Raw genomic sequence first — 24,751 nt, 5'->3', positions numbered from 1 at the left:
TGCCTAGAGTGTGATGGATAGAAGGGTGTATGTACTAAAAAAGACCACCTTTATTTATTAGAAAGGTAGTCTTTTACGCTTTTTTACTTTTATATAAAACGATTGCATACACAGGAAGAGCCAGAAGTAATGGTACGATAAATCGTGAAGTATGTAGTCCTTCTTCTAGCTGTAGTGCTTTGTCTTTTGGAAATTGTAGCAATGAAATATTAGTGGCATCTCCAACAAAGTATAGAAGCAGTACAGTTACAGCGTAGCATAAAATTGCAATAAAGCTCCCATATGAATTCAATGAAAATCCCTCACTTGTTATCTATTTGTTATTATTGTATCACAAATGTAACAAAAAAACATCCCAATATCCCAAGGGATGAACACAGTTCGACAGAATACGTCATTTTTAGATGCAAGTAAGAAATGGACTATTTGTTATTTTGTGATAAAATGTCGTTTTATATATGGGAATATTACAAGGGAATGACAAACAAAATAAAAACGAAGGTGAATCCCCTTCGTCTCTGATCACGTACTAACGGGCAGTAATACACCTCTTCAAAATTTTGAAGGGGAAAACTGGCTATAAGAGCCGATTTTTTCAACTAATTCTCAGTGAGGGTGAAGAAAACCCCCATTGAGAAAAGTTTCACCTTATTTTGCCCATTCTACTACTTGGTCTACCTTCATACGTGGTGCTGGATGTCCTTTTAATGTAGATTCACCAATTGTAATAAGCATGATTGGTACATAACGAGAAGAAACATTGAATTCTTCCATTAGTGCTTGTGGATTAAAACCACCAATTGCGCAAGTATCCCAGCCAGTTGCTTTTGCAGCAAGCATAAGTTGCATAGCTGCTAGGGAAGCATTAGAGAAAGCGGCATCACGTGGATATTGTTCACGTTGGTATGCGGATTCAATGTTCTGTGCTAAGCGTTCTTTTGCTTCTTCTTTCATAAACCCTTGCTCAACAATAGGTCCGTACACAGGAGCAACATTTTTATTTGCTTCTAGGTCACCTAAAACAGCAACTACTGCAGAAGCATCTAAAATTTGTTGTTGATTATAAGCGATTGGATGCAAACGACTTTGTACATCTTCACCTTGGAAAACAAGAAACTTCCAATGCTGTAAGTTCCAAGCGGATGGCGCCTGTCCAGCTGCTTTTAAAATTTCTTGTAATTCTTCTTTTGAAATTTCTTTCTCAGGGTTAAATGCACGATTGGATGTGCGCTCGTATAAAACAGTAAAGAAATCTTGCTGTGTCATAATATATCCTCCAGATTTTGCTTCGATTTGTAAAAGTTCAAATGTGAAAATATTCTTCACTTACATTTTGTAAGTTATTACTGTAAAAGAATATAATATCTTCATTTTAATTGTCAAGTTTTTTAAGAATAGAATAAGAGTACGTGTTCAAAAAGGAGGATAAAGAGAGCCGAGCAGTTCGAGGTGTGGAACCCAGGAGGATACGGAGTGTAGATGAAACTACACGAGTACCGGACTGGCGACGTAACGAAGAAATAGGGCAGCTATCTTTACCGGACTTGTTGAACTTCCTCTAAGAAAAGGCATTCGCACAAACATTGTTATTATTGTTGTCATACAATAAAAAGATGATTCAGAGCTTAAGAAACGGTATTTAAAGTAAACCTCCCGTCAGTGGGAGAGTTCCTCGTACCTGCTGATGCTCAGCCCTCAACAATTGGGTTCTTTTGATAACTATCTCTTGTAAAAAAGAATAGTGGGGAATTCAGTAGAACAGGATATATGAAGTGAGTGAAGCCCAGTGGTGAACATACTATATTTTTTGTTAGAGAATACGGTATTTCAAAACGTATTGCAGGATCTCAGTGTCAATGTACTTTATATAGAAGAAGGTTGTAATCACCAACATACTGTTGCGAATGTACAACCAAAATGTATGTTTTTAGCAAGTAGTTTCGAAGAAGGGAAAATGTTGTTTGAAAAAGTGCAGCCACAAATCGTAATTATATATGTATCGAATGGTGCGCAAGTAGAGTATATAAAAAGCATGTATAATTCACAGAGCTCTTTTATTATTATTTGGGATCAGCCAGTTACATCGAAATTTCTAGAATTGCTTACAATCGGGATACGAAATATTGTTATAGCTCCTATTACTCCTCAGGCTGTCTTAGCAGAGGTGAACAAGAGTGTCTATCAATTATCTTTACTACAGCAAGTGATGATACAGCAGGAGCTGCTTCAAATGATGTTTGATTTTCAAAATGATTTATTATTTATTGTGGAAGATGATGAGATTGTTGACTGTAATACAAATTTTTTACGCTTTTTTGGATATGAAGACTTATTTTCATATCATGAGCATCATATTATATTTGCTGAACACTTTGTACAAGAAAATGGATACTATGCAGCAAGTCATGATATCACTTGGCTAGATGATTGTTTATCTCAAGCGAGAAAGATTAAAATGTATAATGATGCGGGGGAAGAGTTTGTCTTCTTATTGCGAGCTGCTTCTTTACCAGAAGATTTGTCCAGGTTTATTGTTAGATGTACAGATATTACTGAATTGGATGAAGTATATCAAGAGCAAGAACGTTTGGCGACAATGGATTCTTTAACAGACATATACAACCGCTTGAAGTTTCAACAGCTATTGGAAGAGATGTGGGAAAATGGACAACGAATGAATCAAACAATAGCGCTTATTTTGTTTGATATAGATGATTTTAAAAAGGTCAATGACACATATGGTCATGATTTTGGTGATTTAGCATTAGTTCAGTTAGCAGAACTTATGAAATCTAAACTAGCACCTCATCATATTTTTGCAAGGTGGGGAGGAGAAGAGTTTATTATGCTAGTGATGAATACAACAGAAAAAGAAGCCTTTCAAATTGCAGAATCGCTGCGTTTTTTCATTGAAACAAAACAATTTTCTGGGATTTCGAAATTAACAGCAAGTTTTGGAGTTGCTTTATGTGAAAAAGGGATTACAAAAGAAGAGTTAGTGCAGCGAGCTGATGTTGCATTATATGAAGCAAAAAAAAATGGGAAGAATCAAGTTCGGTTATATAGAAAAGAAAAAATGTGAATTTTTCGTAACAAAGTGTTGCGATTTTTTTTTGTTGACCGATAATAGAAAGAAGGGGGACCATTTATTATGAAGTAACCTTGGAGGTTTATTAATGAGAAAAAGATTGATGATTATGGTTTTTATTTGTTTTATCATAGGTGGAAGTATATATTTATTTTGGAAAGAAACTGTGAAGAAAGATTTTCACGCTTCAAAAGTAGCCCCTTCTGTTGAAGCACAAGTACAAGGAAATACAGAAAAAGAGAAGGAGCCATCCATTGATTATGCAAGTGTGGCACAAAAATTAGATCAATATTTACAAGAAAAAGGGTTTAATGGGACAGTTCTTGTTGCAGATAAAAATCATATTGTACTCAATAAAGGGTATGGATATGCAGATGTTCAAAATAAAATTGAAAATACGCCGCAAACAAAATACAGAACGGGCTCGATTACAAAAATGACAATATCGACCTCGATTTTGCAGTTACAAGAAAAAGGGAAATTGAATATTCAAGATAATGTAAATAAATATATCCCTTCTTTCCCAATGGAAAAAAATATTACTTTACAACAATTATTGACACATACGTCAGGATTGCCGAGTAAAGGAACGGGAAAAGTAAATGCAGCATCGCGTTTAGATTTAGTGACATGGATTGGGAAACAAAAAGTTGATTTTCCACCGGGGACAGGTTGGGGATATACGGATTATAATTATATGGTGCTAGCTTATATTGTAGAAAAGGTTTCTGGTCAACCAATAGACAAGTATATAAAAGAACATATTTTTGTACCAGCTGGTATGCATGAAACAGGTATGGGAAATCAAGTGCCAGGTGATGTGAATTTTTCGAAAGGATATAAACAGAAAGAACAAAAACTTGTACTAGCACCAAAATTAGCAATGAATTGGTTATATGGTTGTGGTGAAATGTATACAACTGCTACGGATATGAAAAAACTTGATGAAGCTATTATGAGTGGAAAGCTTTTTTCATCACAAAGTTTACAGCAGATGATTACACCACCATCAGGAAGAAACTATGGATTTGGTTTCTATGTTAATCCTGACTACTATCATAATCATGGTGTAGTTGCTGGGTGGAACACATTTAATAATTTTAATTGGGATCATCAAATATTTGTAATCCTATTTTCAAATGTGCAAGATGCTATTAACGATGATTTTAATAAGGAATTCCGAAAGATGGTAAGTGATTTATTAGAGAAAAGGGGATGAGTGGATGAAACAAATATTGTCATCAGCTGCGATTGGTTTTATCGGTACAGGTGTTATGGGGAAAAGTATGGTACATCATTTACTACAGGGTGGTTATACAGTATATGTATATAACCGTACGAAAGAAAAAGCAGCTTCTTTATTAGATGCTGGAGCACACTGGTGTAATACACCAAAAGAGCTGGTAAAGAACGTGGATGTTGTCATGACAATGGTCGGTTATCCGCATGATGTAGAAGAAATCTATTTTGGAACAGAAGGAATTCTGCAGCATGCAAGCGAGGGAACTATTGCGATTGACTTTACAACATCCACACCAACTCTTGCGAAGCGTATATATGAAGAGGGAAATAAAAAAGGTGTGTATACGCTAGATGCTCCTGTATCTGGAGGAGATATTGGAGCGAAAGAAGGGCGACTTGCAATCATGATTGGTGGAGAGCAAGAAGTATATGATGCATGTTGCCCTCTATTTGAGCGATTGGGAGAAAATATTAAGCTGCAAGGAGCTGCGGGAAGCGGACAGCATACAAAAATGTGTAATCAAATTGCGATTGCTTCTAATATGATAGGGGTTTGTGAAGCGGTAGCTTATGCAAAGAAAGCAGGTTTAGATCCAGATAAAGTCTTGCAAAGTATTTCAACTGGAGCCGCTGGTAGTTGGTCTTTAAGTAATTTAGCTCCGCGTATGCTGCAGGAAGATTTTGCACCAGGGTTTTATGTAAAACACTTTATGAAGGATATGAAGATTGCGTTAGATGAGGCTGAGAAATTAGATTTACCTGTACCAGGTTTAACTCTTGCGAAAGATTTATATGAGCAATTAATACAAGCAGGCGAGGAAAACAGTGGAACGCAAGTATTATACAAAAAATACATAAAGTGATTGTTCAAAAAGGAGGAAAATGATGAACTTAGAAAAGTTTGACGGAATGATTGATGCTGTACAACGTGCAAAGTGTATAGAGATTAATGAAAAGCAACGAGCTGCCTTTAAACAAAAATATGATTTTGAGCCATCATTTGAATATGGACGTGATGAGACAAGACGTTATGTAATTCGCACAACAAAGAAAATGCTAGAAGAAATGGAATTTTATTTAGCTTTAAAGTACGATCGTGAGGGTATTGATTTATATATGCATGCTGAGATTGAGGAAACATGTTATGTGTCTGTTAGTTATGGAGAGGACGCGCTTCATTTACAAGAGCTATTTCAGTTTTTAGAAGAGAATAAATAAAAAGTCCCCGTTTGAGGACTTTTTATTTTGGTCTCAGTAACCGTTACATATAGGTGGAAGATAATGATTTGTCATAGTAGGATTTATAGGGTAGATTATTTGTGAGGATATAAAAAATAGCAGTGAAATTTTCAGTTTATTATAAGCTTGAAGCACGGCGAGATCTTTCAATTGGAAATGGAATGATTTTGGCCATATGATTGCGGCTAAATTGTTTTGTGCGAGCGTGGCGTAATATATAAAATGCAAAGAGTATACCAACAGGAATAGCACCGTACAAACCAAAAAATAAAGCGCTTACAGAAGATGCGACAAAACCCATCATACCGATTTCTAATTCCTCCATAATCGCCCCCAGAATTGCAGGAACAGCACCACAAGTAACACCGATTACAAGTGCCATAATTAAACTCATGTTTTTCCCCCTCTATTTGCAATTTTAGTTTCTTTTTCTATTATTTGTATTATAGCACATTTTAAACAGAATTTTCAGAAAAAGTTCAAAAAATGTTCAAATTTTTTTGGAAAATACACTTGATAAAATTAAAAGTGAGGGAAATGTTGTATTCCGAAGAAAAGAACAAAAAATCAGGCTTATTTCACTACAGTGAAATAAGCCTGTTCTATAGGAGGATGTATATATGTAGAGTGAATAAAAGGTTGGAAAAGGGGTACCAATTCCTTCTATTCAACTAACTACCTTAGTAAATAGGAACCCAGCCTTCTGCTGTAACAAAAATACGAACTGCTACAACTTGGCGATCATCTTGCAATGTAAAATAATGTCTTGCATTTTCAGGTACAGAGATAAGATCACCAGGCTCAAGTTCAATATCAAAGAAACGACCATCCTTGTCTTCAATGGCAAAGATGCCATGTCCACAGACGATGAAGCGAACTTCATCATCTGTATGATGGTGTTCTTGCTTAAAGTTGATTAATAACTCATCAAGATTTGGCGTCGCGCTTGACAGTGAAATGACATCATGAGCTTTATAACCACGACGCGCTGAAACATCAGCAATTTCCTCAGAAAACGCTGTTAAAATCTCTTCTTTGTTTTCATCTGTTAAGGTGTAGTTTTCTTTTAAATGAGCTGGAAGTTTTGAAATATCCCATTTTTCATATAAAATACCCTCTTCTTGTAAAAATTGCTCAACTTCCACTTCGTTTTCAATACGAGTGTTGATTTCATGAATACGAATTTGCGCCATTAGAAATGCCTCCTTGAATTGATAATAGTTTGATATGAAATTGGAATAAAAACTCATATGCTTCTAATCTTTTTTTAGCATCAAAGCTATCTTTCCCCCAAACTGTAATGCCATGGTTGCGAATTAATATAGCTCCTGTATCTTCATGGATATGTTTATGGAATTCTTTCCCCAAGGTTGGAATGTGAGCATGATTTTCAATAATCGGGATCCGGATAGAGGCTCCTTCTTCCCATATGTTGAGTGCTTTAATAATTTCTTGATTAGAAAGCAAGACTTCTTTGTCATATACGTTTGTAATCACATTGTTATCAGTCGTATGGACGTGCAAGACACATCCAGCTTTTGTATAGTTGTAAATGTGAGTGTGTAGCAATGTTTCTGCCGAAGGTCGTAGATCTGTTTCTAAAACAGCATTTCCAGTTTGATCAACTAATAGAAAATCATCAGGTGTTGTTTTTGTTTTATCTCTACCGCTTGCTGTAATAAGAAAGGTAAGCGGGGTTTCACTCACTTTTATTGAAATGTTTCCACTTGTAGCGGGAAACCAGTTACGATCAGTTAATTCCTTTTTTAATTCACTCAGTTCTTGCCATTGACGAAAGAGTTGTTTCATTTTCTCACCTCCAACAATTGCTGGACTTCTGTTTGTACGTCATAAAATGTTTCAAAGTATGTATAGGGAATATGATGTTCTTTACATTTTGTAGTGAGAAAATCACGAGCAAATACTTTGTTAGCAAGTTTTGCTGCTTGTAAATCTGTAATCGAATCACCGATTACAATGTTAAAATCACCTTGTGAACCGAGTTGATGAATAAGTGTTGACTTACAAAGACCACATTTATTTTTACAATGCTCATCACACGGATGTGGCCAGTTCACCTTAATTGTTTCACCTGAAAAATCAGTCGTATTACAATAAATGTGGTTTGGAGCAATTAGTCCTTCAAGAAGAGGGTGGATGAAAAAATCCATTCCTCCTGATATAATATGAAATGAAATATGGTTTGTTTGAACAAACTGTACAAACTCTTGAAAGCCAGCTCGAATAACTGCGGTTTCTTTTATGAAAGTAGTTATATCATCTCGTAAATTAGAAGGTAAGAGAGAAAATAGTTGCCCTACACCTTCTTGAATAGAAATCTCTTGTGATAAAATTTTTTGTTTAATTGTTTCCGCTTCTGGCGGAGCAAATTTCTCCATAATGGCAACGATATTATCGTTATTTGTAATTGTGCCATCAAAATCACAAAAGATTCGAATGCTCATGATTTCACCTCGCCAGATGGATTGCCCCATAATTGCAATGCTGCATGTAAATCAGTATCGTCCACTTCATATAGTGGCGTTCCGTGTAATGTTGCACGGATAGCTGCTCGAAATGCTTTTCCGCCACCCTGTGCACCAGCTAGATGACCATGAATACCGCCACCTGCGTTAATGACAACATCTGTGCCAAAATCACGAAGGATAAAGGGAACAAAGCCAGGATGAATACCGGCTGATGGGACAGGGAAACTACGCTTCAACGGTTCATTCTCATCAACGAGTGTTTTTGAGACAAGAAGCGCTTCTTCTTTCTCCAGTGCAACACTGCCGTATGGAGATGGGAATAAAGAGAAATCTGCACCAGCATAACGAAGTAGTTTCCCAAGTAGTAACGGAGAAGAGAATCCGTATAATTTTGATGAAGTATAAGCACCGCTTACGGCAGGATGAGCCATAATGGGGATTGATATATCATCATCTTCTGCAAGTGATTGAAGTACGTCTAATCCATAAGAGAATACATTGAATAGAAGAACATCTGCACCAGCCAGGGCAGCACGTTTCGCGTTATCTTTTAAATCATATGTGCGTCCTGATAAATTAACCGCATATAACGTCCTATGACCATATGTTTCATATACAGACTGTAACACTTCTTTTCCTGACTCAATCCGCTGTGTAAGTGGCGTTAATGAATTTTCAAATAAAATTTCATCATCTTTTACGATATCTACACCACCGTTTGCTTGATCACGTAATTGCGTTTTTAAATATCCGATGTTGCGACCAATCATACCTTTAAAAATGCTCATAAGAAGAGGACGATCATGAACTTGTAAAAGATTTCGGATTCCTTCAATACCGAACTTTGGACCAGGGAATGCCGCTTTTAAGTCATCTGAAAATGTTAAATCGATAAGTTTTACTTCGCCATCTAGTGATAATTTTCCGAATGCTGTTGTTAAAATCGCTGGTAAATCAGGACTGAAATTTAGCGCTGGATAATGAATTTTAATCAGCCCACGTGTAACTTTTTTACCAAGATAAGAATTAACATGTTCTTGTTCTGTTAATTCTTCGACACCAATGACAGTGCCTTTATGTTGTTTTAATTGTTCTTGTAATAAATGTGGTAAATGTGTCCATGAACCAATCGTTAAACCGAGTGCAATTTGCTCTGCTTTTTGCATTAAATTGTGAGAATCATCATGGATTAAATATGTTGCTGTTATTCCGCTCATTTTCATAACCTCCTAGTTAAATAAAAAAACCTCTCAGCTAAGGAGAGGTTTTTTTACAACCAGCTCCTTATCTGTCAGCATAATGCTGCGAGAATTAGCACCGTGCCTACAATTGTAGATCGGTTGCCGGGTTTCATCGGGCTCGTCCCTCCACCTGCTCTTGATAAGAAGTATTTAGAAATGTTTAAATTTTTTCGATATCTGAATTTTTTCACATTGCATTTAATTTGTCAACGATTTTTTAAAAATTTTTAATTTCTGGATGCGTTGGACAGCTTCTTGCAATCGCTCTTCTGTATGTAATAATCCCACGCGTACATAGCCTTCTCCATGTTCACCAAATCCAATGCCAGGAGCAACTGCTACGTGTGCTTTTTCTAACAATAAGTCAGCAAATTGCACTGATGTAAATCCATCAGGGACGGGAAGCCATGCAAAAAACGATCCGTTTGGTGCGACAACATTCCAGCCGATAGAGCGGCAAGCTGTAATGAATGTGTTTCTTCGTGATTCATAGCGTTCTACCAGTTCATTCACGCAAGATTGTGAGCTTAATAGTGCTTCACGAGCAGCTTCTTGTACCGCACCAAAAATACTGACATACATATGGTCTTGTAGCAAATTGATTGTTTCAATTACACTTTCGTTACCGATGGCAAAGGCAATACGCCAGCCAGCCATATTAAATGTTTTTGATAATGTATAAATCTCGATTCCAACATCCTTCGCGCCTTTTGCTTGTAGGAAACTCGTTGGTTTTTTACCGTCAAAACCAATTGCTCCGTAAGCAAAATCATGTACAACTAAAATATCATGCTCATTTGCAAAAGAAATCGTTTCTTCAAAAAATTCTTTTGATGCAGTAGCACCAGTTGGGTTGTTTGGATAATTTAAAAACATTAATTTTGCTCTATCAGCAGTGTTGTGGTCGATTTTTGTATAGTCTGGTAAAAAATCATTTTCTGCTAATAATGGCATGGTTTCAAATTGTGCTTTCGCTAAAGCGACGCCTGACAAATAGTCAGGGTATCCGGGGTCAGGCACGAGAATCGTATCGCCAGGATTTGTGAAACAAAGTGGTAATTCGACAAGTCCTGCTTTACCACCAAATAAAATAGCTACTTCTGTTTTTGGGTTTACTTCCACACCATATTCGCGTTTATAGAACGTAGCGACGGCTTCTTTTAAGCTTTCATGCCCACGAAATGGTGGATATTTATGATGAACTGCTTTTTCTGCCGCATGTTGTAAAGCTGTTACGATATGTGGCGGTGTTGGTTGATCTGGATTTCCTTGTCCTAGATTAATAACATCGTGTCCTGCTTGCACCACTTTATTTACTTTAGTGACGAGTGAAGCAAAAAATTGTGTTGGTAATGATGTTACAATCTCGGAAGGTTGAAAATGTTTCATACTTTCCACCTCTTTTGAAAGTTGTTACAATTCTAGTGACAAATAATATAACCTTTCCAACTTTTTGTAAAGAAAAAAATAAAAGAGAACGGGGCGGACAAAATGAAAATTGCTTGTGTTCAAATGGACATTGCTTTTGGTGATGTGGAAAAAAATATTAAAAATGCAAAGAAGAAAATAGAAGAAGCGATGAAAGAAAATCCAGATGTGATTGTATTACCAGAACTTTGGACAACGGGCTATGATTTACAAAGGCTTACCGCAATTGCTGATCAAGCCGGAGTGCAAACAAAACAACTTCTTTCAGAATGGGCGAAGCAGTATAGTGTAAATATTGTTGGTGGCTCCATTGCGAAACAGACTGATCAAGGTATTACCAATACAATGTATACAGCCAATCGCGAGGGACAACTGCAACATGAGTATAGTAAAGTGCATTTGTTTCAATTGATGGATGAGCACAACTATTTAATAGCTGGTGATGGAACGGGAGAGTTTACACTTGATGGTGTGCAGTGTGCGGGTGTAATTTGTTATGATATTCGTTTTCCAGAATGGATGCGTGTTCATACTGCAAGAGGAACAAATGTATTATTCGTTGTAGCAGAATGGCCGCTTGTCCGTTTAGCGCATTGGCGTTTACTTCTTCAAGCGAGAGCAGTTGAAAATCAATGTTATGTTGTGGCGTGTAATAGAGCTGGACAAGATCCAAATAATGTGTTTGCTGGTCACTCTCTTATTATTGATCCATGGGGAGAAATTGTAGCGGAAGCAGATGAAACAGAATCTATTTTGAATGGAGCGCTGGATTTAGAAAAAATCAATGAAGTACGAAAAGGAATTCCTGTCTTTGCTGATCGCCGTCCAGATCTATACAAATAAAGTGAAATTTTGATCAGGGGAATTTTACGGGCAGTTTATCCCCAAGCAAACTTCTGTGTTTCCTGCCGGAGGGGGGATTACTGCCCGTTAATACGGGATAAAAATGTTGACAAATGATTTTTATTCTTGTTATAGTCTTCATCAGAAACTTGAAAATTCAAATATCGCAACTCTTATCAAGAGCAGGTGGAGGGATTTGGCCCGATGAAACCCAGCAACCGACCGTAATACCATTGTGAAATGGGGCGCGTATGCGCCATTAAGGCACGGTGCTAATTCCAGCAGAAAGGAAAGCTTTCTGACAGATAAGAGGGGAGAAGATAAACTTCAAACCTCTTTCGTCGTTGAAAGGGGTTTTTCTTGTGATGAAAAACCCTGAAATTTAAAAGGGGGAGAAGAAGATGGGATATCAATCATTAACAGAAGAAACGGCAATCCAATATGTAAAAGAGCATGGGTATTTTGAAAAAGGTGCAAAGGTGACTTGTCATGAAATTGGGGATGGAAATTTAAATTATGTGTTCCATCTTCATGATGGGGATCGCGGTATCATTGTAAAACAGGCTCTTCCATATGCAAAAGTCGTTGGGGAAAGTTGGCCACTTTCATTAGGACGGGCGACAATTGAAAGCCAAGCGCTGCAGATTTTTGGGAAATATGTGCCTGAATATGCACCGAAAGTATATGGTCATGATGAAACGCTGGCTGTGACGGTAATGGAGGATTTATCGAATCTTACAATTACCCGTAAAGGATTGATAGAGGGCGAGGATTATCCGCTTTTATCACAACATATTGGTCGTTTTTTAGCACATGTCCTTTTTTACACTTCAGATTTTGGGCTGCAATCAGAAGAAAAGAGAGTACTAGATGGTCAGTTTGTGAATCCTGATCTTTGTAAAATAACGGAAGATCTTGTATTTACAGATCCATTTGCAAATTCTACTACAAATGATTACGAAGAAGCACTGCAACCTGCCCTAGATGAACTTTGGTGTGATAAAAAACTGAAATTACAGGTAGCGCAGTATAAATATAAATTCTTAACGAGAAAAGAAGCGTTAATTCATGGAGATTTACATACAGGAAGTATTTTTTCTTCTCCATCAGAAACGAAGGTGATTGATCCGGAGTTTGCAACATTTGGGCCGCTTGGATTTGATCTTGGACAATTTATTGCGAATTTGTTGCTAAATGCGCTATCACGAGAAGAAGAGAAAAGAAATATACTATTCTATCATATCGAAAAAACGTGGAGTAATTTTGTAGAAACCTTTACAAAACTATGGGTATTAGAAGGAGTAGAATCATATACGAAAGAGAAACAGTGGTTAGCGATTGTAATGCAAAATATTTTTGCTGATGCAGTTGGATTTGCTGGTTGTGAAATTATTCGACGAACAATTGGGTTAGCGCATGTAGCTGATTTAGATGGAATCGTGGACGAAAAAAGAAGAATTCAAGCAAAAAAACAAGCGCTATATTTAGGTCGAGAATTATTGTTACATGAAACGACAGGTGCAGATATCCAGGTGTTTCAAGCGTTATTTCAATGTATTGTATCAGGAGAGGGAGTAAGAATATGAGCACAACAGTTGCTGTTCCGCGTTCTGTAAGCTGGAAAGGGAATTCTATCGCTGTATTAAATCAAACGAAATTACCACATGTTGTAGAATATAAAACACTAACTACGATTGAAGATGTGTGGAAAAGCATCGTTATGTTAGAAGTGCGCGGAGCACCAGCCATTGGAATTACAGCTGCATTTGGCTTGGCACTTGCTGCTAAAAAATATGATGTTACGAATATCGAAGACTTTCAAAAACAATTTAAAAGAGACTGTAACTATTTAGCGACATCACGCCCAACCGCGGTTAATTTATTTTGGTCAATTGATCGGATTACTGCTTCTATTCAGCATGTAACAACAATTAAAGAAGCAAGAAAGAAACTAGAAGAGGAAGCACTTCAAATTCAGCAGGAAGATGAAAGAGTGTGCCGTAGCATTGGAGAGAATGCGCTGACACAGTTTAAAGATGGCGACCGTATTTTAACGATTTGTAATGCAGGAAGTATTGCAACGGCGCGCTATGGAACAGCGTTAGCCCCGTTTTATATCGGAAAAGAACGAGGCGTAAATCTACACGCATATGCATGTGAAACAAGGCCTGTCCTACAAGGTGCACGTCTTACTACATGGGAGCTAAAGCAAGCGGGTGTTGATGTAACACTTATTACAGATAATATGGCAGCACATACGATTCGGAAGAAAAAGATTGCTGCAATCATTGTGGGGGCAGATCGAATTGTTGCGAACGGTGACATAGCAAACAAAATTGGAACATCAAATTTAGCTATACTAGCAAAATATTTTCGGATTCCTTTTTATGTAGCTGCCCCACTTTCTACATTTGATATTACAAAGAAAACGGGCGCTGAAATTGTTATTGAAGAACGAGATGAATCTGAGGTTACAAAGTTTGACGGGAAGCAAATTGCACCAATAGGTATTGATGTATACAATCCGGCATTCGATGTGACGCCGCATGATCTAATAACAGGGATTATTACCGAAAAAGGAATTTTACAAGGAAATTATGAAGGTGAAATTGCTTCATTATTTAGAAAAACAAGCTGATGGATGTTAGCTTGTTTTTTTTGCCAATTTCCTTTGCTTCCTCTTATTTATATAGAAGAAAGGAGGAGAAGCACATGGAGGAATGGATATCTATGGTTGGCAATGTGGGGTTTCCGATTGTTGTGACGCTATATTTACTGCATCGCATTGAAAGTAAGTTAGATGGAGTGATTGTAGCAATTGAGAAGCTCCCACAGCAAATGACAAGATATGAGGATCCGAATGAAACGAGGTAACAGAACAGGCTTATGCATGTAAGAGCATAAGCCTGTTTGGTGATCTAAAAGATAAAGTGAAACTTTAATCAGTGGGAGTTTTCTTCATCCACGACTGATTATTAGCCCTGACCAATCAGGCTTTACTGCCCGCAAATAGCGGGATAAAAAACTACTGCGCTGTGTATCCACCATCAACAACAACAGCTTGTCCAGTTACACCTTTTGTTTTTTCGCTTGCTAAAAATAAAGCATAATCGGCAATTTCTTGTGCTGCCAACAAACGTTTTTGTGGAACGAGCGGATAAATGACCTCTTCTAATACACGTTCTAGCGGCACATTCCTTGTTGTTGCCAAATCTTGTAGTTGATTGCGAACAAGCGGTGTATCGACATAGCCTGGGCAGAGGGCATTTACAGTAATTCCATGTTCTGCACCTTCTAAAGCAGCCACTTTTGTTAAGCCAATAACACCGTGCTTGGCACTATTGTAAGCAGATTTTCCTGCAAAACCAACAAGTCCATTAATAGATGCAACATTAATAATTCGGCCATACTTTTGTTTTTTCATAATAGGGAAAGCGCGTTTAATCGCAATGAATGGTGCGATTTGCATAATTTTAATGAGCTGTTCAAACTTATCTGTTGGAAATTCTTCAATAGGTGAAACGTGCTGCATACCAGCGTTATTGATTAAAACATCAAGTGAATCCCAGTGTGTAACAGTTTCAGAAATAGCTTGTGAAATTTCTTTTTCAGACGTGACATCACATTTCATTCCAATTGCTTCATACCCTTCTTGACGTAACTGCTCGGCAGCTTCTTTGGCACGATCTTCAAGGCGGTCACTGATTACAACTTTCGCACCTTCCTTTGCGAAAGCTTTCCCCATTTCATAGCCAATTCCGCTTGCGGCACCTGTTAAAAATACAACGCGATTCGTGAACATCAAGTAAGCACTCCTTTATTTGTAAGATTAGTCTTAATGCTCTATTTAGAGAAAAAACAAAGGAAATCCTGCAAACATCTGGAAAAAATATGTTTAGCTATTTTGCTTTACAAAATAGCCTCTGCTATACTACTTTGTTTTACAAGATACTTATGCTTATCTATCTTGTAAAACAAGATAGAGGGAGGATTTAAATTGTGTCGACAAGTCAAATGCTAAAAGGGATTCTTGAAGGATGCCTTCTTGCCATTATCTCTGAAGGAGAAATATACGGATATGAAATGAGCGAAAAATTGGCGCAGTACGGTTTTACAATGGCAAGTGAAGGTAGTATTTATCCCGCATTAACGGGCAGTAATACCCCCACCTCAAATTTCTGCAGAAAGCAAAGAAGTTAGGTGGGGGATAAACTGCCCGTAAAAGCCCGATTGGTTCAACTAATAATCAGTGGGGGATGAAGAAAACCCCCACTGATTAAAGTTTCACTTTATCCGTTATTAATTCGGATGCAAAAAGAGGGGTTAATTGTAAGCACAATGAAGGGATCTCCATCTGGTCCAAAGCGAAAATATTATACATTAACAGAACAAGGTGAAGATGCACTAGATGAATTTATGGAACGCTGGGAAGCGATGCAAAGTAGCGTGCAACGCTTACTGGAAGGAAAGGGGGGAAGGAAAGCGATATAGAGGTGTTTTTAGAAGATGCTGAAATCACTTCTTTTATGGAAGATGAAGACTATTTTGGAAATTTGTTAGATAATACATCAGGATATGTATTTTTATCCTGCTATTCGCGGACAGTAAAACTCCCACCTCAAAATTCAGCAAAAAGCAAAGAAGGTAGGTGGGGGATAAAGCACCCCACTGATTAAAGTTTCACTGTATGGACTGGAATATATTATTTTAACCGTAACTATCATCGTTACGGTCTTTCTTTGCGCAATAAAGGGCTTTGTAAAGATAACTCTCGCTGTTCTTTTGTTAATAAAGAATCAACATTAACTATATCAGGACGAGGAACGATAGGATGCATGAGGTTTGTAGAAGATGGATGGTGTTCAGAGCCTGTTAGAGAGTGAGGATCGGCATGTGTAAGTTTTCCTTGAATACGCCTTGTAAATAAAATATGACCGAGCTCGTGAGCGAGTGTGTATATGTTTTTTGAAGGGGAGGCAGCGTTTGTAAGTATGATATAGCCTGTAATGTTCTGTCGCATGGCTAACGAGTAAGCACATGCAATAACGGATTGCTCTTTAAAATAATTGCTCCCAATATAACAAACATAAATATCGCAATCTGGCGTTTCTGATAAACAAGCATTAAATAAAGAAGAAACCTTTGGTTGTTTTTGAATAGACTCTAAATAGCTAATTTCACTATCGTGAAACCGAAATGCTTCATCTAATATAATGACATCTATAATTTGAAATGAAATTGGTTTCCATATAGATTCAGCAATTGCTAAATCTTTTGCAATGCGGTCATTTGCAATGTTGGAGCCTGGGGTAATACAAATACATATATTGACGTATGGATACATCCTATACACCTCGAATGAAAAAACGGTTAATTGCTATACTGTATGTGGGAGAGGGGCGGTTTGTATGGAGTAAATGCCTACAAAGTGAAACTTCTACTAATCGTTAGAGTGGGACAAATGTATGACTTATTTATTTTGAGCCGTAAATAATTAACAAAATAAGTCAGAAAATATTCATAGTTCAATAAAGTTATATTTGTTTCTTTCTGGTATAGTAAAAAGAAAGGGGGAGAATACATGTATACATTTAAAATTGTTTCGGATCGTGAAGCTGTTTATCAGTTTGCAAGTTATGTAAGAGTGGTTCAAGGGGTAAAGGATGTATATGTGGAGGTCGGTGAATCTTTGTATGAACATCCACTTATGAAATTTTATGTACATATAACAATTGAGGAAGTATATGAAAAAACAAAAGCATTACAAGAAATTGCACGTTTAGTAGAATTAGGACGTTTTACATATGTTCATTATCGTAATGAAGAGATTGAGAAAGCATTTGAAGATGTGAAATATGAAAGCTTTCGTGGTTAGAAGTAAGAAAAAGGAAGTAAATGCTTCCTTTTTTTATTGGGAAGAATATTTTCAAATACATAGAACAAAAAAATAAGGAATTTTGCTATGATAAGGAAGGAGATGAAAGGAGAATTATGCAATGGGGTATATCGAAGAGTTACGAAATTTAGTCGGTACTAGACCGCTTATTCTTGTAGGATCAGCAGTTATCATTTTAAATGAAAAGCAAGAGGTGTTGCTTCAATATCGTTCGGATACGTATGATTGGGGAGTACCGGGTGGTGCAATGGAACTTGGAGAAACAACGGAAGAAACAGCTCGGCGAGAACTGTTAGAGGAAACGGGATTAGAGGCTGAGGCATTACAGTTTCTCGGTGTTCTTTCCGGTAAAGAATTGTATTATCGCTATCCGAACGGAGATGAAATTTTCAATGTCATCAGTCTTTTTCAAGCGCACCATGTGATTGGGAAAATGAAGTGTGATGAAGAAGGATTAGATATTCGATATTTCCCTGCCGATAAATTACCGAAATTAAATAAAACGACAGAAAAAATCTTACAAAAATTTTTATATGCATTAACGGAATAGAGAGGTGGAATCTCTCTATTTTTTCGTTCTCTCTATTTTCTCTATTCTTACTATATTAAATATTTTGATTTTTTAGTATGCTTGTAGTATGATAAATCTAGATATACAGCTTATGTTATTCCATCCGAAAATTTACTAGGGACATAAGAGAGGGGCAAGTGCACGATGCATAATGTGGTAATTACAGCTGCAGTTCGTTCGCCAATTGGAACTTTTGGAGGAGCATTAAAAAATGTAAAACCAGTGGAATTAATCGTTCCTGTACTTCAAGAAGCTGTAAAAAGAGGTGGAGTGGAACCGCACGAAGTTGATGAGGTAATTTTAGGGCATTGCATTCAAAGAACAGATGAAGCGAATACCGCTAGAACTGCCGCGTTAGCAGCAGGATTTCCTGATACTGTAACAGGCTATACGATTCAGCGTCAATGTTCTTCTGGTATGCAAGCAATTATGTCAGCAGCAATGCAGATTCAATTAGGAGTAAGCGATATTGTCGTAGCAGGTGGAGTAGAAGCGATGAGCTCTAGCCCTTATGCATTAAAGCAGCATCGTTGGGGACAACGTATGCAGCACGGAGAAATTCGCGATATGGTGTGGGAAGTATTGGAAGATCCGATACATAACATTATGATGGGTGAAACAGCAGAAAATCTTGCTGAACAATATAAGATTACAAGAGAGGAACAAGATGAGGTCGCATTGCGTAGTCATCAACTAGCCCTTCAGGCAATTGAAGCAGGTTATTTTGATGAACAAATTGTTCCGATTACGATAAAAGAGCGTAGAAAAGAAGTTGTGTTTGCAAAAGATGAGCATCCACGTGCAGATATTACACAAGAAAAATTGGAAAAGTTAAAGCCAGCATTCCGTAAAGGTGGTACAGTAACTGCAGGGAATTCATCAGGTATTAATGATGGAAGTGCAGCCTTAGTATTAATGAGTGAAGAAAAAGCGAAAGAAAAAGGATTGCAGCCGTTAGCAAGAATCGTTGGATATTCTGTAGCAGGTGTAGATCCAAAGATTATGGGGATTGGACCAGCACCAGCTATTCGCAAAGGCTTAGAAAAAGTGAATTGGTCAGTGGAAGACGCTGACTTATTAGAAATTAACGAAGCTTTTGCAGCACAATACTTAGCCGTAGAGAAAGAGCTTGGTTTGAACCGTGAGAAAGTAAATGTGAACGGAAGTGGCGTTGGACTTGGACATCCAATTGGTTGCACAGGCGCTCGTATTACTGTCAGCTTAATTCATGAATTAAGAAGACAAGGTTTAGAAAAAGGAATTGCATCTCTTTGTGTCGGTGGCGGCATTGGAGTAGCCTTGTTTATAGAAGCATTATAAAAAGAAGCAGCATGAGCTGCTTTTTTTTTTTTTGATGTAGAGTAGTTTAAAATAGATATGTATAATCATTTTCGGTATTCTCTTATACTATGAATGAAATAGATGATGAAGCAAGCGATTCCGGTCTTCAAAAAAGAGTTTCATTGTCTGGTAATGTTCTGTTTCTTCTAAGGCTACTTTACTCATTCCTTCTTGTGTTAAAGAATATATACTGGCATTTGGATACGCCATCAAAAGAGGGGAGTGCGTTGCAATAATAAATTGTGATTGCTACTGGGCTAGCTCATGCATAGGGATGAGCATCGAAAGCTGACGCATCGGTGACAAAGCTGCTTCAGGCTCGTCTAAAATATACAAGACTTTTCCTGAAAATTACATATGGATTGTATCATTTTTAATATGAATATCAGAATGTGGAAATAAGCCTTGCATAAGGATAATTGTTGTCGTTATGATGAAGTGAGGCTTTTATAAGTAGTTTTTTTGGAAGTGTCGAGGGTCTATAAAAGAAGTAGATTCTACACCAGCGAGAAAGAAGTGGAAGTATTGGGGTTGGTTAATGGTTATGGCACTAGGGTTCTTTATTGTCCATACGTTGGTAGACACATATTTTCAAATTCTACAAATAGGGAGTATAATATATAAATACAAATTAAAAACCGACATAAAGCCCTTCTTTTTAGGTGGGAGAGAGCATCCGGCCATGCATAGAAGCGGTCAGATCCTTTTCCTGCCCCATGCCAAGTGAAAACAAAGAGAGAAAATAAGTGCAGGTCACCTTTTGTTATCCATAGCCGCGGCTATATGTCGAAAAATCAAAATGGATTTATATAGTATCAGCAATCACAAGTATTTTTTGTGGACTTTTCATTGTTTCGGCAATATACGGGACAAGAAATGATTCGTGTTATCGAGTTTGATTATGAATTAGATTGTTAGGAGTAGAGTGATGAAAGCGTGGAAAAGTATTTGTATTTTATGTAGTTTTATAGTTTTATTAAGTGGTTGTTTTCATAAAGAAGAAACGAAGGAAACGAAGGAAATAAAGAAAGAATCAATTCCAGAAACAACTGAATATGGTGGCAAGGAATTGAAAAAAGTTGGACAGGCTGTAAAACAAAGAGGATGGGGGACATTCAAATTAGAACAAATGAAACAAGTGAATCAAATATTTGAAGTAGCCCCAATGAAAATTCATGTACAAGATGTAAAAGTCATTGCATTATCACATATGACTCAGGATGCAAAAGACACATTGAAGGTATATACAGCATTAACTCCGGAAGAAATACAACGTAGACTTGGTGATGGAGTGAGCCGAGAAGATGCAGAATTATATGCTTCATTAAGCGGAAAAGACATCAGTGATACAGTACGCTATGTCGAGATTTCATACAAAGTAGAAAATAGCGGTGATAAAGAAATACAGTTTTTCTCCATGAATGATGTTATCATTAATGAAGATCAACAATTTAACGTGCCGACTCAAAACTTTTTATACGGAGAGGATACGTTAGTTGGTACAAAAGGTGTGACGAGAGCAGACTACAAGCCAGGTGAGACACGAGAAGGAATCATTGGGTTATTACTTAATGATGGAAAAAAAGAGATTACCCAAATAGACTTTACAACAGATGCTGTTGCAATGGGCGATACACATGAAAATGTGTCTGAACCGAAAAAATTCACCATCTCACTTTCAAAGTGAGGTGGTTTTTTGCATGGAAAAAGAACAGGAAATCTGTCGTATGGAAGCGAATGTAATAGGAATAGAGTGCAAAGGAGGAAGTAAAAGTGGAAAAAAGATGCTATGAATGCGGAAGTAAAGAGATAGAAAAGGGAACAGTAGCCCCGAGTATGGAAAGTCAGCTTACTTTATTTGCACAAACTGTGGCGGAGATAGAGGTTTGTAAAAATTGTGGTGCGGTTATTACGATGAAAGGTGAGCATCCTGATTATCATGATAAACGCATGAAATAATATCAAACATCGTGGGAGAAGATATTCATTCACAATGCTTGGAACAAACAGCCAGTTCTATGATTTTGCTGACTGTTTGTTTTGTTCATTTATATATGTTTCTACGGTTTGTAATGATTTGGAAATTCGGAACGCTTCCTTTTGCTCTTGAAATTGTTTTTCGTTATAAGGACCAAAACGGCGATTATTTTTCACGTCAATAATCCAATAATGCTCGTTTTGTTTATTTGCAATCGTTGCTTCTGGGTTATTTGGGTCTGATTTTTCTTCAAGTTGTTTTACCATAATATATATATCATCCCATGCAATTTCTACAATTTTTGCTGGAATATATTGCGTAGCATATATAGCGTCTTGCTTTGGCAAAAGTTCAAATGCACTTCCGGAAGTATTAACCAGTTCATATTCATCGTTAATGGTGTAAGCGGAATGAGTAGAATTCGCTGTGCAACCAGTCAGCAATATAATAGCAAATACGATTATCCATTGCTTCAATATGATGTCCTCCTTCTAAAACGCTGTTGTAACACATTGTACAAGAAAAGGGAAAGAAACGCCAATATATGAGTTATTTACAATGTTTTTTAGAAATGTTACGATGAAAGAGGTAAAGAAGGATACGAAGGAGTCGACATAAAATGAAGTTAAAGATGCATCGTCCAGCGGTGGTAATGAATCGCCTAGGTGCCTCCATTATTGATATGTTTTTCATTTCTGTTATGTACGGTGCGGTTGTGGCACTTGCAACGGGAAACTATGGTGCCATCTTCAATCGCTTTAATATTAGTCTGGGCGACTATCGATACGACCTTGTGCTTGTATTTATATTAATGGCTGTATATTTTATTTTCGTGCCATTTGTTTGGAACGGTTGTACAATAGGTAAAAAAATTACGCGCACAAGGCTTATTTCACTAACAAGTGAAAGGATAACAATACAAGCGTTGATAGCTCGATTTTTTGTATTGTTAATACCAAACATATTGCTGCTTGGAATTCCATCAATTGTTAATGTGTATATGATGTTGTTTCGTCATGACAATTGTGGTTTTCATGATTTAATTATGAAAACGAAAGTGATGAGTATCGTATAGTCCGTGAAGGTTCAAAAATTATCAAGATATAAAAGTTAAGAATCCTAAAAATAAAGGTAAGCACGTATTAGATATGTTTAATATGTGCTTACCTTTTGTAATGAGAAAGGTAAGTGAGAGGATGCATAAATATTTATTAAAAATATTTTATTTCACCCTAAGTTTTTACAATATTCGATAAATTAAGTTGGTATAATGGAATTTATATAGGACGGGCATCTCCTATATAGTACCCTCCATATTAGTTAAGGATGTTTTAGAAAGTAAGGAATACCAAACTTTTTAAGACATCCAATTTTTTTGTTGTAATAGATTGGAAATTAAGAAAGTTACATAATAAATAAAAAGATAGTGTCATATAACAAGGGGGAGGCCGGAATGGCAGGAGGAGACTTAATTTTTTTGGGGATACTTATTTTTATCGGTCTTGTTTTTGATCAATATAATAGTAAGAAAAAAGAGAAAGTCAGTAAGTGGATAAGCGTTTACAATGGTGAGGGTGACCTTTTTCCTGCTTGCAGATATAACAAAGAAAGGAGTATACTGATGACGGTAAGACTTACAGAAGGGGTAATGACGATGAAACTTGCAGGGAAAGTTGCCGTTGTAACTGGTGGAGGTATCGGTATTGGCCGTAGTACGGCTCTTTTGTTGGCACAACAAGGTGCAAAAGTAATTGTAACGGACATTGATCAAGAAAGTGGACAAGCAACAGCTGAGGAGATTGTAGGTTTAGGCGGAGAAGCGCTTTTTGTTGCTCATGATGTGGAGAAGCAAGAAGATTGGAAATATGTTATAGAAGTTGCTATTACAGCTTATAAAAGCATAGATGTCTTGTTTAATAATGCTGGCTTATATAAAGTAGATTCTATTTTCTCTCGACAACAAGAGAACGATTCCAATGTATTTTGTATTAATGATGTTTGGATAGAGATAAAGCAATTAACGTCATCTTTTATGAAACAGCAAGAAGAAGTGAGGTTAACCGATTTACCTATTTTTGGTATTATTAGGATGAAAGAACAATCATTTCATGCAGTAGGAACCCTAGTATAATAGTAGAAAACCGCCCTCGATTTATATGTGGACGGTTTTTTTGTATTTATCCCGCTATTAACGGGCAGTAATACCCCGATTGGTTCAATTTTTCTTAGTGGGGATGGAGAAAAATTGAACTTTAGCGAATTCGTTTTTCTGTTTTTGCATCAAAGAAGTGTGCTTTATTTACATCAAATGCAAGTTTAATTGTATCTCCATGTGTAAAGGTATGTCTAGCGTCAACGCGAGCCGCAAAATCTTGATTTCCGAGTTTCATATATAAAATAGATTCCGCACCTAATAGCTCGGCAACATCAATTTGTGTTGTAAATGTTGTGTCTTGTGAAGCTTCCAAAAATAAAAGCTCATCATGAATATCTTCTGGACGAATTCCTAAAACAATTTCTTTGTTGATATAACCTTGTTCACGCAGTAGTTTCATTTTTCCTTCGGATACTTTAACTTTTATTTTATTGTCTATAACAAAGTGATGTCCTGTTAATTGACCACGGAAAAAGTTCATCGCAGGTGAGCCGATAAATCCGCCAACAAAAATATTTTCTGGTGTTTCATATACTTCCTTTGGTGTACCAATTTGTTGGATTTCCCCATCCTTCATAACGACAAGGCGTGACGCCATTGTCATTGCTTCTGTTTGATCATGTGTAACATAAATAGTTGTTGTTCCAAGGCGATGATGCAGTTTAGAAATTTCAGAGCGCATAGCTACACGTAATTTTGCATCAAGATTTGATAAGGGTTCGTCCATTAGGAAGACTTTTGCATCACGAACAATTGCACGTCCTAACGCGACACGTTGTCGTTGTCCCCCGGATAAAGCTTTCGGCTTTCGATTTAAATATTCTTCCAGTCCTAATATGCGAGCTGCATCTTTTACCCGGCGGTCAATTTCATCTTTTGGTATTTTGCGTAGTTTTAAACCGAACGCCATATTGTCGTAAACACTCATATGTGGATAGAGTGCATAGTTTTGAAAAACCATTGCAATATCCCGATCTTTTGGAGGGACATCATTCATCACAGTTCCATCAATTGAAAATTCTCCCTTTGAAATATCTTCTAAACCAGCGACCATTCGTAATGTTGTTGATTTTCCACATCCAGATGGACCAACGAAAACGATAAATTCTTTATCTTGTATATGTAAATTGAAGTCTGTTACCGCCGTTACGTTATTGTCATATATTTTATAAATGTTTTCTAACTTTAGTTCTGCCATGATTTTTCCTCCCAGTGAAAAAAGTATGCAAACGTTTTCTTT

The 24,751-nt window shown here is 36.9% G+C and carries 28 protein-coding genes, 3 pseudogenes and 2 riboswitches; of the genes and pseudogenes, 18 read left to right on the top strand and 13 right to left on the bottom strand.

Going from position 1 to position 24,751, the window contains the following annotated elements; genetic code table 11:
• Positions 1-73 precede the first annotated feature (73 nt).
• Entirely contained in the window at positions 74-292 is a 219-nt protein-coding gene (locus QUF99_RS21270) for a hypothetical protein (RefSeq protein WP_289372660.1), read from the bottom strand.
• Between the two features lie 356 nt (positions 293-648).
• Positions 649-1,266 carry a nitroreductase family protein gene (locus tag QUF99_RS21265; protein ID WP_289372659.1) on the bottom strand — a complete coding sequence of 206 codons (618 nt, stop codon included), beginning with the start codon at positions 1,264-1,266 and terminating at the stop codon, positions 649-651.
• A gap of 523 nt (positions 1,267-1,789) precedes the next feature.
• On the opposite strand from QUF99_RS21265, the gene QUF99_RS21260 reads away from it, so the two are divergent.
• From QUF99_RS21260 to QUF99_RS21245, 4 genes are all read left to right on the top strand, one after another.
• The gene (locus tag QUF99_RS21260; RefSeq protein WP_289374727.1) at positions 1,790-3,082 is read left to right on the top strand and encodes a GGDEF domain-containing protein; all 1,293 of its coding nucleotides are present in this window, start codon (positions 1,790-1,792) and stop codon (positions 3,080-3,082) included.
• A gap of 94 nt (positions 3,083-3,176) precedes the next feature.
• The gene (locus QUF99_RS21255; protein WP_289372658.1) at positions 3,177-4,307 is read left to right on the top strand and encodes a serine hydrolase domain-containing protein; all 1,131 of its coding nucleotides are present in this window, start codon (positions 3,177-3,179) and stop codon (positions 4,305-4,307) included.
• Positions 4,308-4,311: 4 nt separating this feature from the next.
• On the top strand, positions 4,312-5,193 hold the full coding sequence (locus QUF99_RS21250) for an NAD(P)-dependent oxidoreductase (protein ID WP_289372657.1): 882 nt from the start codon (positions 4,312-4,314) through the stop codon (positions 5,191-5,193).
• A gap of 22 nt (positions 5,194-5,215) precedes the next feature.
• Entirely contained in the window at positions 5,216-5,548 is a 333-nt protein-coding gene (locus QUF99_RS21245; protein ID WP_289372656.1) for a DUF3909 family protein, read from the top strand.
• Between the two features lie 139 nt (positions 5,549-5,687).
• Here the strand turns inward: QUF99_RS21245 and QUF99_RS21240 are convergent, their stop codons facing one another.
• The 6 genes from QUF99_RS21240 to QUF99_RS21215 form a co-directional block, all read right to left on the bottom strand.
• Positions 5,688-5,963, bottom strand: coding sequence for a hypothetical protein (locus QUF99_RS21240; RefSeq protein WP_289372654.1), 276 nt, complete (start codon positions 5,961-5,963; stop codon positions 5,688-5,690).
• 286 nt (positions 5,964-6,249) lie between these two features.
• Entirely contained in the window at positions 6,250-6,762 is a 513-nt protein-coding gene (locus QUF99_RS21235; protein WP_289372652.1) for a 1,2-dihydroxy-3-keto-5-methylthiopentene dioxygenase, read from the bottom strand.
• Entirely contained in the window at positions 6,740-7,378 is a 639-nt protein-coding gene (locus QUF99_RS21230) for a methylthioribulose 1-phosphate dehydratase (protein WP_289372650.1), read from the bottom strand. Before QUF99_RS21230 ends, QUF99_RS21235 begins: the two co-directional genes overlap by 23 nt.
• Entirely contained in the window at positions 7,375-8,034 is a 660-nt protein-coding gene (locus QUF99_RS21225; protein ID WP_289372648.1) for a 2-hydroxy-3-keto-5-methylthiopentenyl-1-phosphate phosphatase, read from the bottom strand. The genes QUF99_RS21230 and QUF99_RS21225 overlap by 4 nt, the downstream gene beginning before the upstream one ends.
• Positions 8,031-9,275: a 2,3-diketo-5-methylthiopentyl-1-phosphate enolase gene (mtnW, locus tag QUF99_RS21220; RefSeq protein ID WP_289372646.1), complete on the bottom strand. Its 1,245-nt coding sequence runs from the start codon at positions 9,273-9,275 to the stop codon at positions 8,031-8,033. Before mtnW ends, QUF99_RS21225 begins: the two co-directional genes overlap by 4 nt.
• Before the next feature lie 64 nt (positions 9,276-9,339).
• Positions 9,340-9,445: riboswitch (SAM riboswitch) on the bottom strand.
• A gap of 52 nt (positions 9,446-9,497) precedes the next feature.
• Positions 9,498-10,688: a pyridoxal phosphate-dependent aminotransferase gene (locus tag QUF99_RS21215; RefSeq protein ID WP_289372645.1), complete on the bottom strand. Its 1,191-nt coding sequence runs from the start codon at positions 10,686-10,688 to the stop codon at positions 9,498-9,500.
• A gap of 14 nt (positions 10,689-10,702) precedes the next feature.
• On the opposite strand from QUF99_RS21215, the pseudogene QUF99_RS21210 reads away from it, so the two are divergent.
• From QUF99_RS21210 to QUF99_RS21195, 4 genes and pseudogenes are all read left to right on the top strand, one after another.
• Positions 10,703-11,570 (top strand): annotated as a pseudogene (locus QUF99_RS21210) (carbon-nitrogen family hydrolase).
• 170 nt (positions 11,571-11,740) lie between these two features.
• Positions 11,741-11,882, top strand: a riboswitch (SAM riboswitch).
• An 89-nt stretch (positions 11,883-11,971) separates the two neighbouring features.
• Positions 11,972-13,156 carry an S-methyl-5-thioribose kinase gene (gene mtnK, locus QUF99_RS21205; RefSeq protein WP_289372643.1) on the top strand — a complete coding sequence of 395 codons (1,185 nt, stop codon included), beginning with the start codon at positions 11,972-11,974 and terminating at the stop codon, positions 13,154-13,156.
• Positions 13,153-14,208 (top strand): S-methyl-5-thioribose-1-phosphate isomerase, encoded by a 1,056-nt coding sequence (gene mtnA, locus QUF99_RS21200; protein ID WP_289372641.1) that lies wholly within the window; start codon positions 13,153-13,155, stop codon positions 14,206-14,208. Before mtnK ends, mtnA begins: the two co-directional genes overlap by 4 nt.
• A 74-nt stretch (positions 14,209-14,282) precedes the next feature.
• On the top strand, positions 14,283-14,444 hold the full coding sequence (locus QUF99_RS21195) for a YvrJ family protein (protein WP_289372638.1): 162 nt from the start codon (positions 14,283-14,285) through the stop codon (positions 14,442-14,444).
• 151 nt (positions 14,445-14,595) lie between these two features.
• Here QUF99_RS21195 and QUF99_RS21190 read toward each other — a convergent pair whose 3' ends face one another.
• A complete protein-coding gene (locus QUF99_RS21190) occupies positions 14,596-15,372 on the bottom strand; it encodes a 3-hydroxybutyrate dehydrogenase (RefSeq protein WP_289372636.1) in 777 nt (258 codons plus the stop codon).
• 197 nt (positions 15,373-15,569) lie between these two features.
• On the opposite strand from QUF99_RS21190, the gene QUF99_RS21185 reads away from it, so the two are divergent.
• The 3 genes and pseudogenes from QUF99_RS21185 (at position 15,570) to QUF99_RS21175 (ending at position 16,246) form a co-directional block, all read left to right on the top strand.
• Positions 15,570-15,770 (top strand): PadR family transcriptional regulator, encoded by a 201-nt coding sequence (locus tag QUF99_RS21185; protein WP_483298612.1) that lies wholly within the window; start codon positions 15,570-15,572, stop codon positions 15,768-15,770.
• A 90-nt stretch (positions 15,771-15,860) separates the two neighbouring features.
• Positions 15,861-16,061: pseudogene (locus QUF99_RS21180) on the top strand (PadR family transcriptional regulator); the annotation flags it as partial.
• A 2-nt stretch (positions 16,062-16,063) separates the two neighbouring features.
• Complete coding sequence (locus QUF99_RS21175) at positions 16,064-16,246, top strand: hypothetical protein (RefSeq protein ID WP_289372633.1); 183 nt, start codon at positions 16,064-16,066, stop codon at positions 16,244-16,246.
• A 50-nt stretch (positions 16,247-16,296) separates the two neighbouring features.
• Here the strand turns inward: QUF99_RS21175 and QUF99_RS21170 are convergent, their stop codons facing one another.
• Positions 16,297-16,914, bottom strand: coding sequence for an ImmA/IrrE family metallo-endopeptidase (locus QUF99_RS21170; RefSeq protein ID WP_289372631.1), 618 nt, complete (start codon positions 16,912-16,914; stop codon positions 16,297-16,299).
• A 237-nt stretch (positions 16,915-17,151) separates the two neighbouring features.
• On the opposite strand from QUF99_RS21170, the gene QUF99_RS21165 reads away from it, so the two are divergent.
• The 3 genes from QUF99_RS21165 to QUF99_RS21155 all read left to right on the top strand — a co-directional run bounded on the left by QUF99_RS21165 (position 17,152) and on the right by QUF99_RS21155 (position 19,357).
• A complete protein-coding gene (locus tag QUF99_RS21165) occupies positions 17,152-17,445 on the top strand; it encodes a DUF3928 family protein (RefSeq protein ID WP_289372629.1) in 294 nt (97 codons plus the stop codon).
• A gap of 121 nt (positions 17,446-17,566) precedes the next feature.
• Positions 17,567-18,016: an NUDIX hydrolase gene (locus tag QUF99_RS21160; RefSeq protein ID WP_289372626.1), complete on the top strand. Its 450-nt coding sequence runs from the start codon at positions 17,567-17,569 to the stop codon at positions 18,014-18,016.
• 165 nt (positions 18,017-18,181) lie between these two features.
• Entirely contained in the window at positions 18,182-19,357 is a 1,176-nt protein-coding gene (locus tag QUF99_RS21155) for an acetyl-CoA C-acetyltransferase (RefSeq protein ID WP_289372624.1), read from the top strand.
• A gap of 87 nt (positions 19,358-19,444) precedes the next feature.
• Here the strand turns inward: QUF99_RS21155 and QUF99_RS21150 are convergent.
• Positions 19,445-19,729 (bottom strand): annotated as a pseudogene (locus QUF99_RS21150) (AAA family ATPase); the annotation flags it as partial.
• 574 nt (positions 19,730-20,303) lie between these two features.
• On the opposite strand from QUF99_RS21150, the gene QUF99_RS21145 reads away from it, so the two are divergent.
• On the top strand, positions 20,304-21,065 hold the full coding sequence (locus QUF99_RS21145; protein ID WP_289372621.1) for a hypothetical protein: 762 nt from the start codon (positions 20,304-20,306) through the stop codon (positions 21,063-21,065).
• Between the two features lie 86 nt (positions 21,066-21,151).
• Positions 21,152-21,337, top strand: a complete 186-nt coding sequence (locus QUF99_RS21140) for a hypothetical protein (protein ID WP_286121711.1) — start codon at positions 21,152-21,154, stop codon at positions 21,335-21,337.
• 57 nt (positions 21,338-21,394) lie between these two features.
• On the opposite strand, the gene QUF99_RS21135 is transcribed toward QUF99_RS21140, so the two are convergent.
• Positions 21,395-21,832 carry a DUF3997 domain-containing protein gene (locus QUF99_RS21135; protein WP_289372604.1) on the bottom strand — a complete coding sequence of 146 codons (438 nt, stop codon included), beginning with the start codon at positions 21,830-21,832 and terminating at the stop codon, positions 21,395-21,397.
• A gap of 143 nt (positions 21,833-21,975) precedes the next feature.
• On the opposite strand from QUF99_RS21135, the gene QUF99_RS21130 reads away from it, so the two are divergent.
• Positions 21,976-22,431: an RDD family protein gene (locus QUF99_RS21130; RefSeq protein ID WP_289372601.1), complete on the top strand. Its 456-nt coding sequence runs from the start codon at positions 21,976-21,978 to the stop codon at positions 22,429-22,431.
• 546 nt (positions 22,432-22,977) lie between these two features.
• On the top strand, positions 22,978-23,487 hold the full coding sequence (locus QUF99_RS21125; RefSeq protein WP_289374725.1) for an SDR family NAD(P)-dependent oxidoreductase: 510 nt from the start codon (positions 22,978-22,980) through the stop codon (positions 23,485-23,487).
• Between the two features lie 121 nt (positions 23,488-23,608).
• Here the strand turns inward: QUF99_RS21125 and QUF99_RS21120 are convergent, their stop codons facing one another.
• The gene (locus QUF99_RS21120) at positions 23,609-24,709 is read right to left on the bottom strand and encodes an ABC transporter ATP-binding protein (protein ID WP_289372599.1); all 1,101 of its coding nucleotides are present in this window, start codon (positions 24,707-24,709) and stop codon (positions 23,609-23,611) included.
• Between the last annotated feature and the right edge of the window lie 42 nt (positions 24,710-24,751).

Source organism: Bacillus sp. DX4.1, assembly GCF_030348195.1.
GTDB lineage: Bacteria > Bacillota > Bacilli > Bacillales > Bacillaceae_G > Bacillus_A.
This window is presented reverse-complemented; position numbering and strand designations above follow the sequence as displayed.

Coding starts and splice junctions, on each gene's coding strand:
- QUF99_RS21265 (WP_289372659.1), bottom strand. CDS start 1,266: ATGACACAGCAAGATTTCTTTACTGTTTTATACGAGCGCACATCCAAT.
- QUF99_RS21255 (WP_289372658.1), top strand. CDS start 3,177: ATGAGAAAAAGATTGATGATTATGGTTTTTATTTGTTTTATCATAGGT.
- QUF99_RS21250 (WP_289372657.1), top strand. CDS start 4,312: ATGAAACAAATATTGTCATCAGCTGCGATTGGTTTTATCGGTACAGGT.
- QUF99_RS21245 (WP_289372656.1), top strand. CDS start 5,216: ATGAACTTAGAAAAGTTTGACGGAATGATTGATGCTGTACAACGTGCA.
- QUF99_RS21240 (WP_289372654.1), bottom strand. CDS start 5,963: ATGAGTTTAATTATGGCACTTGTAATCGGTGTTACTTGTGGTGCTGTT.
- QUF99_RS21235 (WP_289372652.1), bottom strand. CDS start 6,762: ATGGCGCAAATTCGTATTCATGAAATCAACACTCGTATTGAAAACGAA.
- QUF99_RS21230 (WP_289372650.1), bottom strand. CDS start 7,378: ATGAAACAACTCTTTCGTCAATGGCAAGAACTGAGTGAATTAAAAAAG.
- QUF99_RS21225 (WP_289372648.1), bottom strand. CDS start 8,034: ATGAGCATTCGAATCTTTTGTGATTTTGATGGCACAATTACAAATAAC.
- mtnW (WP_289372646.1), bottom strand. CDS start 9,275: ATGAGCGGAATAACAGCAACATATTTAATCCATGATGATTCTCACAAT.
- QUF99_RS21215 (WP_289372645.1), bottom strand. CDS start 10,688: ATGAAACATTTTCAACCTTCCGAGATTGTAACATCATTACCAACACAA.
- mtnK (WP_289372643.1), top strand. CDS start 11,972: ATGGGATATCAATCATTAACAGAAGAAACGGCAATCCAATATGTAAAA.
- mtnA (WP_289372641.1), top strand. CDS start 13,153: ATGAGCACAACAGTTGCTGTTCCGCGTTCTGTAAGCTGGAAAGGGAAT.
- QUF99_RS21195 (WP_289372638.1), top strand. CDS start 14,283: ATGGAGGAATGGATATCTATGGTTGGCAATGTGGGGTTTCCGATTGTT.
- QUF99_RS21190 (WP_289372636.1), bottom strand. CDS start 15,372: ATGTTCACGAATCGCGTTGTATTTTTAACAGGTGCCGCAAGCGGAATT.
- QUF99_RS21170 (WP_289372631.1), bottom strand. CDS start 16,914: ATGTATCCATACGTCAATATATGTATTTGTATTACCCCAGGCTCCAAC.
- QUF99_RS21165 (WP_289372629.1), top strand. CDS start 17,152: ATGTATACATTTAAAATTGTTTCGGATCGTGAAGCTGTTTATCAGTTT.
- QUF99_RS21160 (WP_289372626.1), top strand. CDS start 17,567: ATGGGGTATATCGAAGAGTTACGAAATTTAGTCGGTACTAGACCGCTT.
- QUF99_RS21155 (WP_289372624.1), top strand. CDS start 18,182: ATGCATAATGTGGTAATTACAGCTGCAGTTCGTTCGCCAATTGGAACT.
- QUF99_RS21130 (WP_289372601.1), top strand. CDS start 21,976: ATGAAGTTAAAGATGCATCGTCCAGCGGTGGTAATGAATCGCCTAGGT.
- QUF99_RS21125 (WP_289374725.1), top strand. CDS start 22,978: ATGACGGTAAGACTTACAGAAGGGGTAATGACGATGAAACTTGCAGGG.
- QUF99_RS21120 (WP_289372599.1), bottom strand. CDS start 24,709: ATGGCAGAACTAAAGTTAGAAAACATTTATAAAATATATGACAATAAC.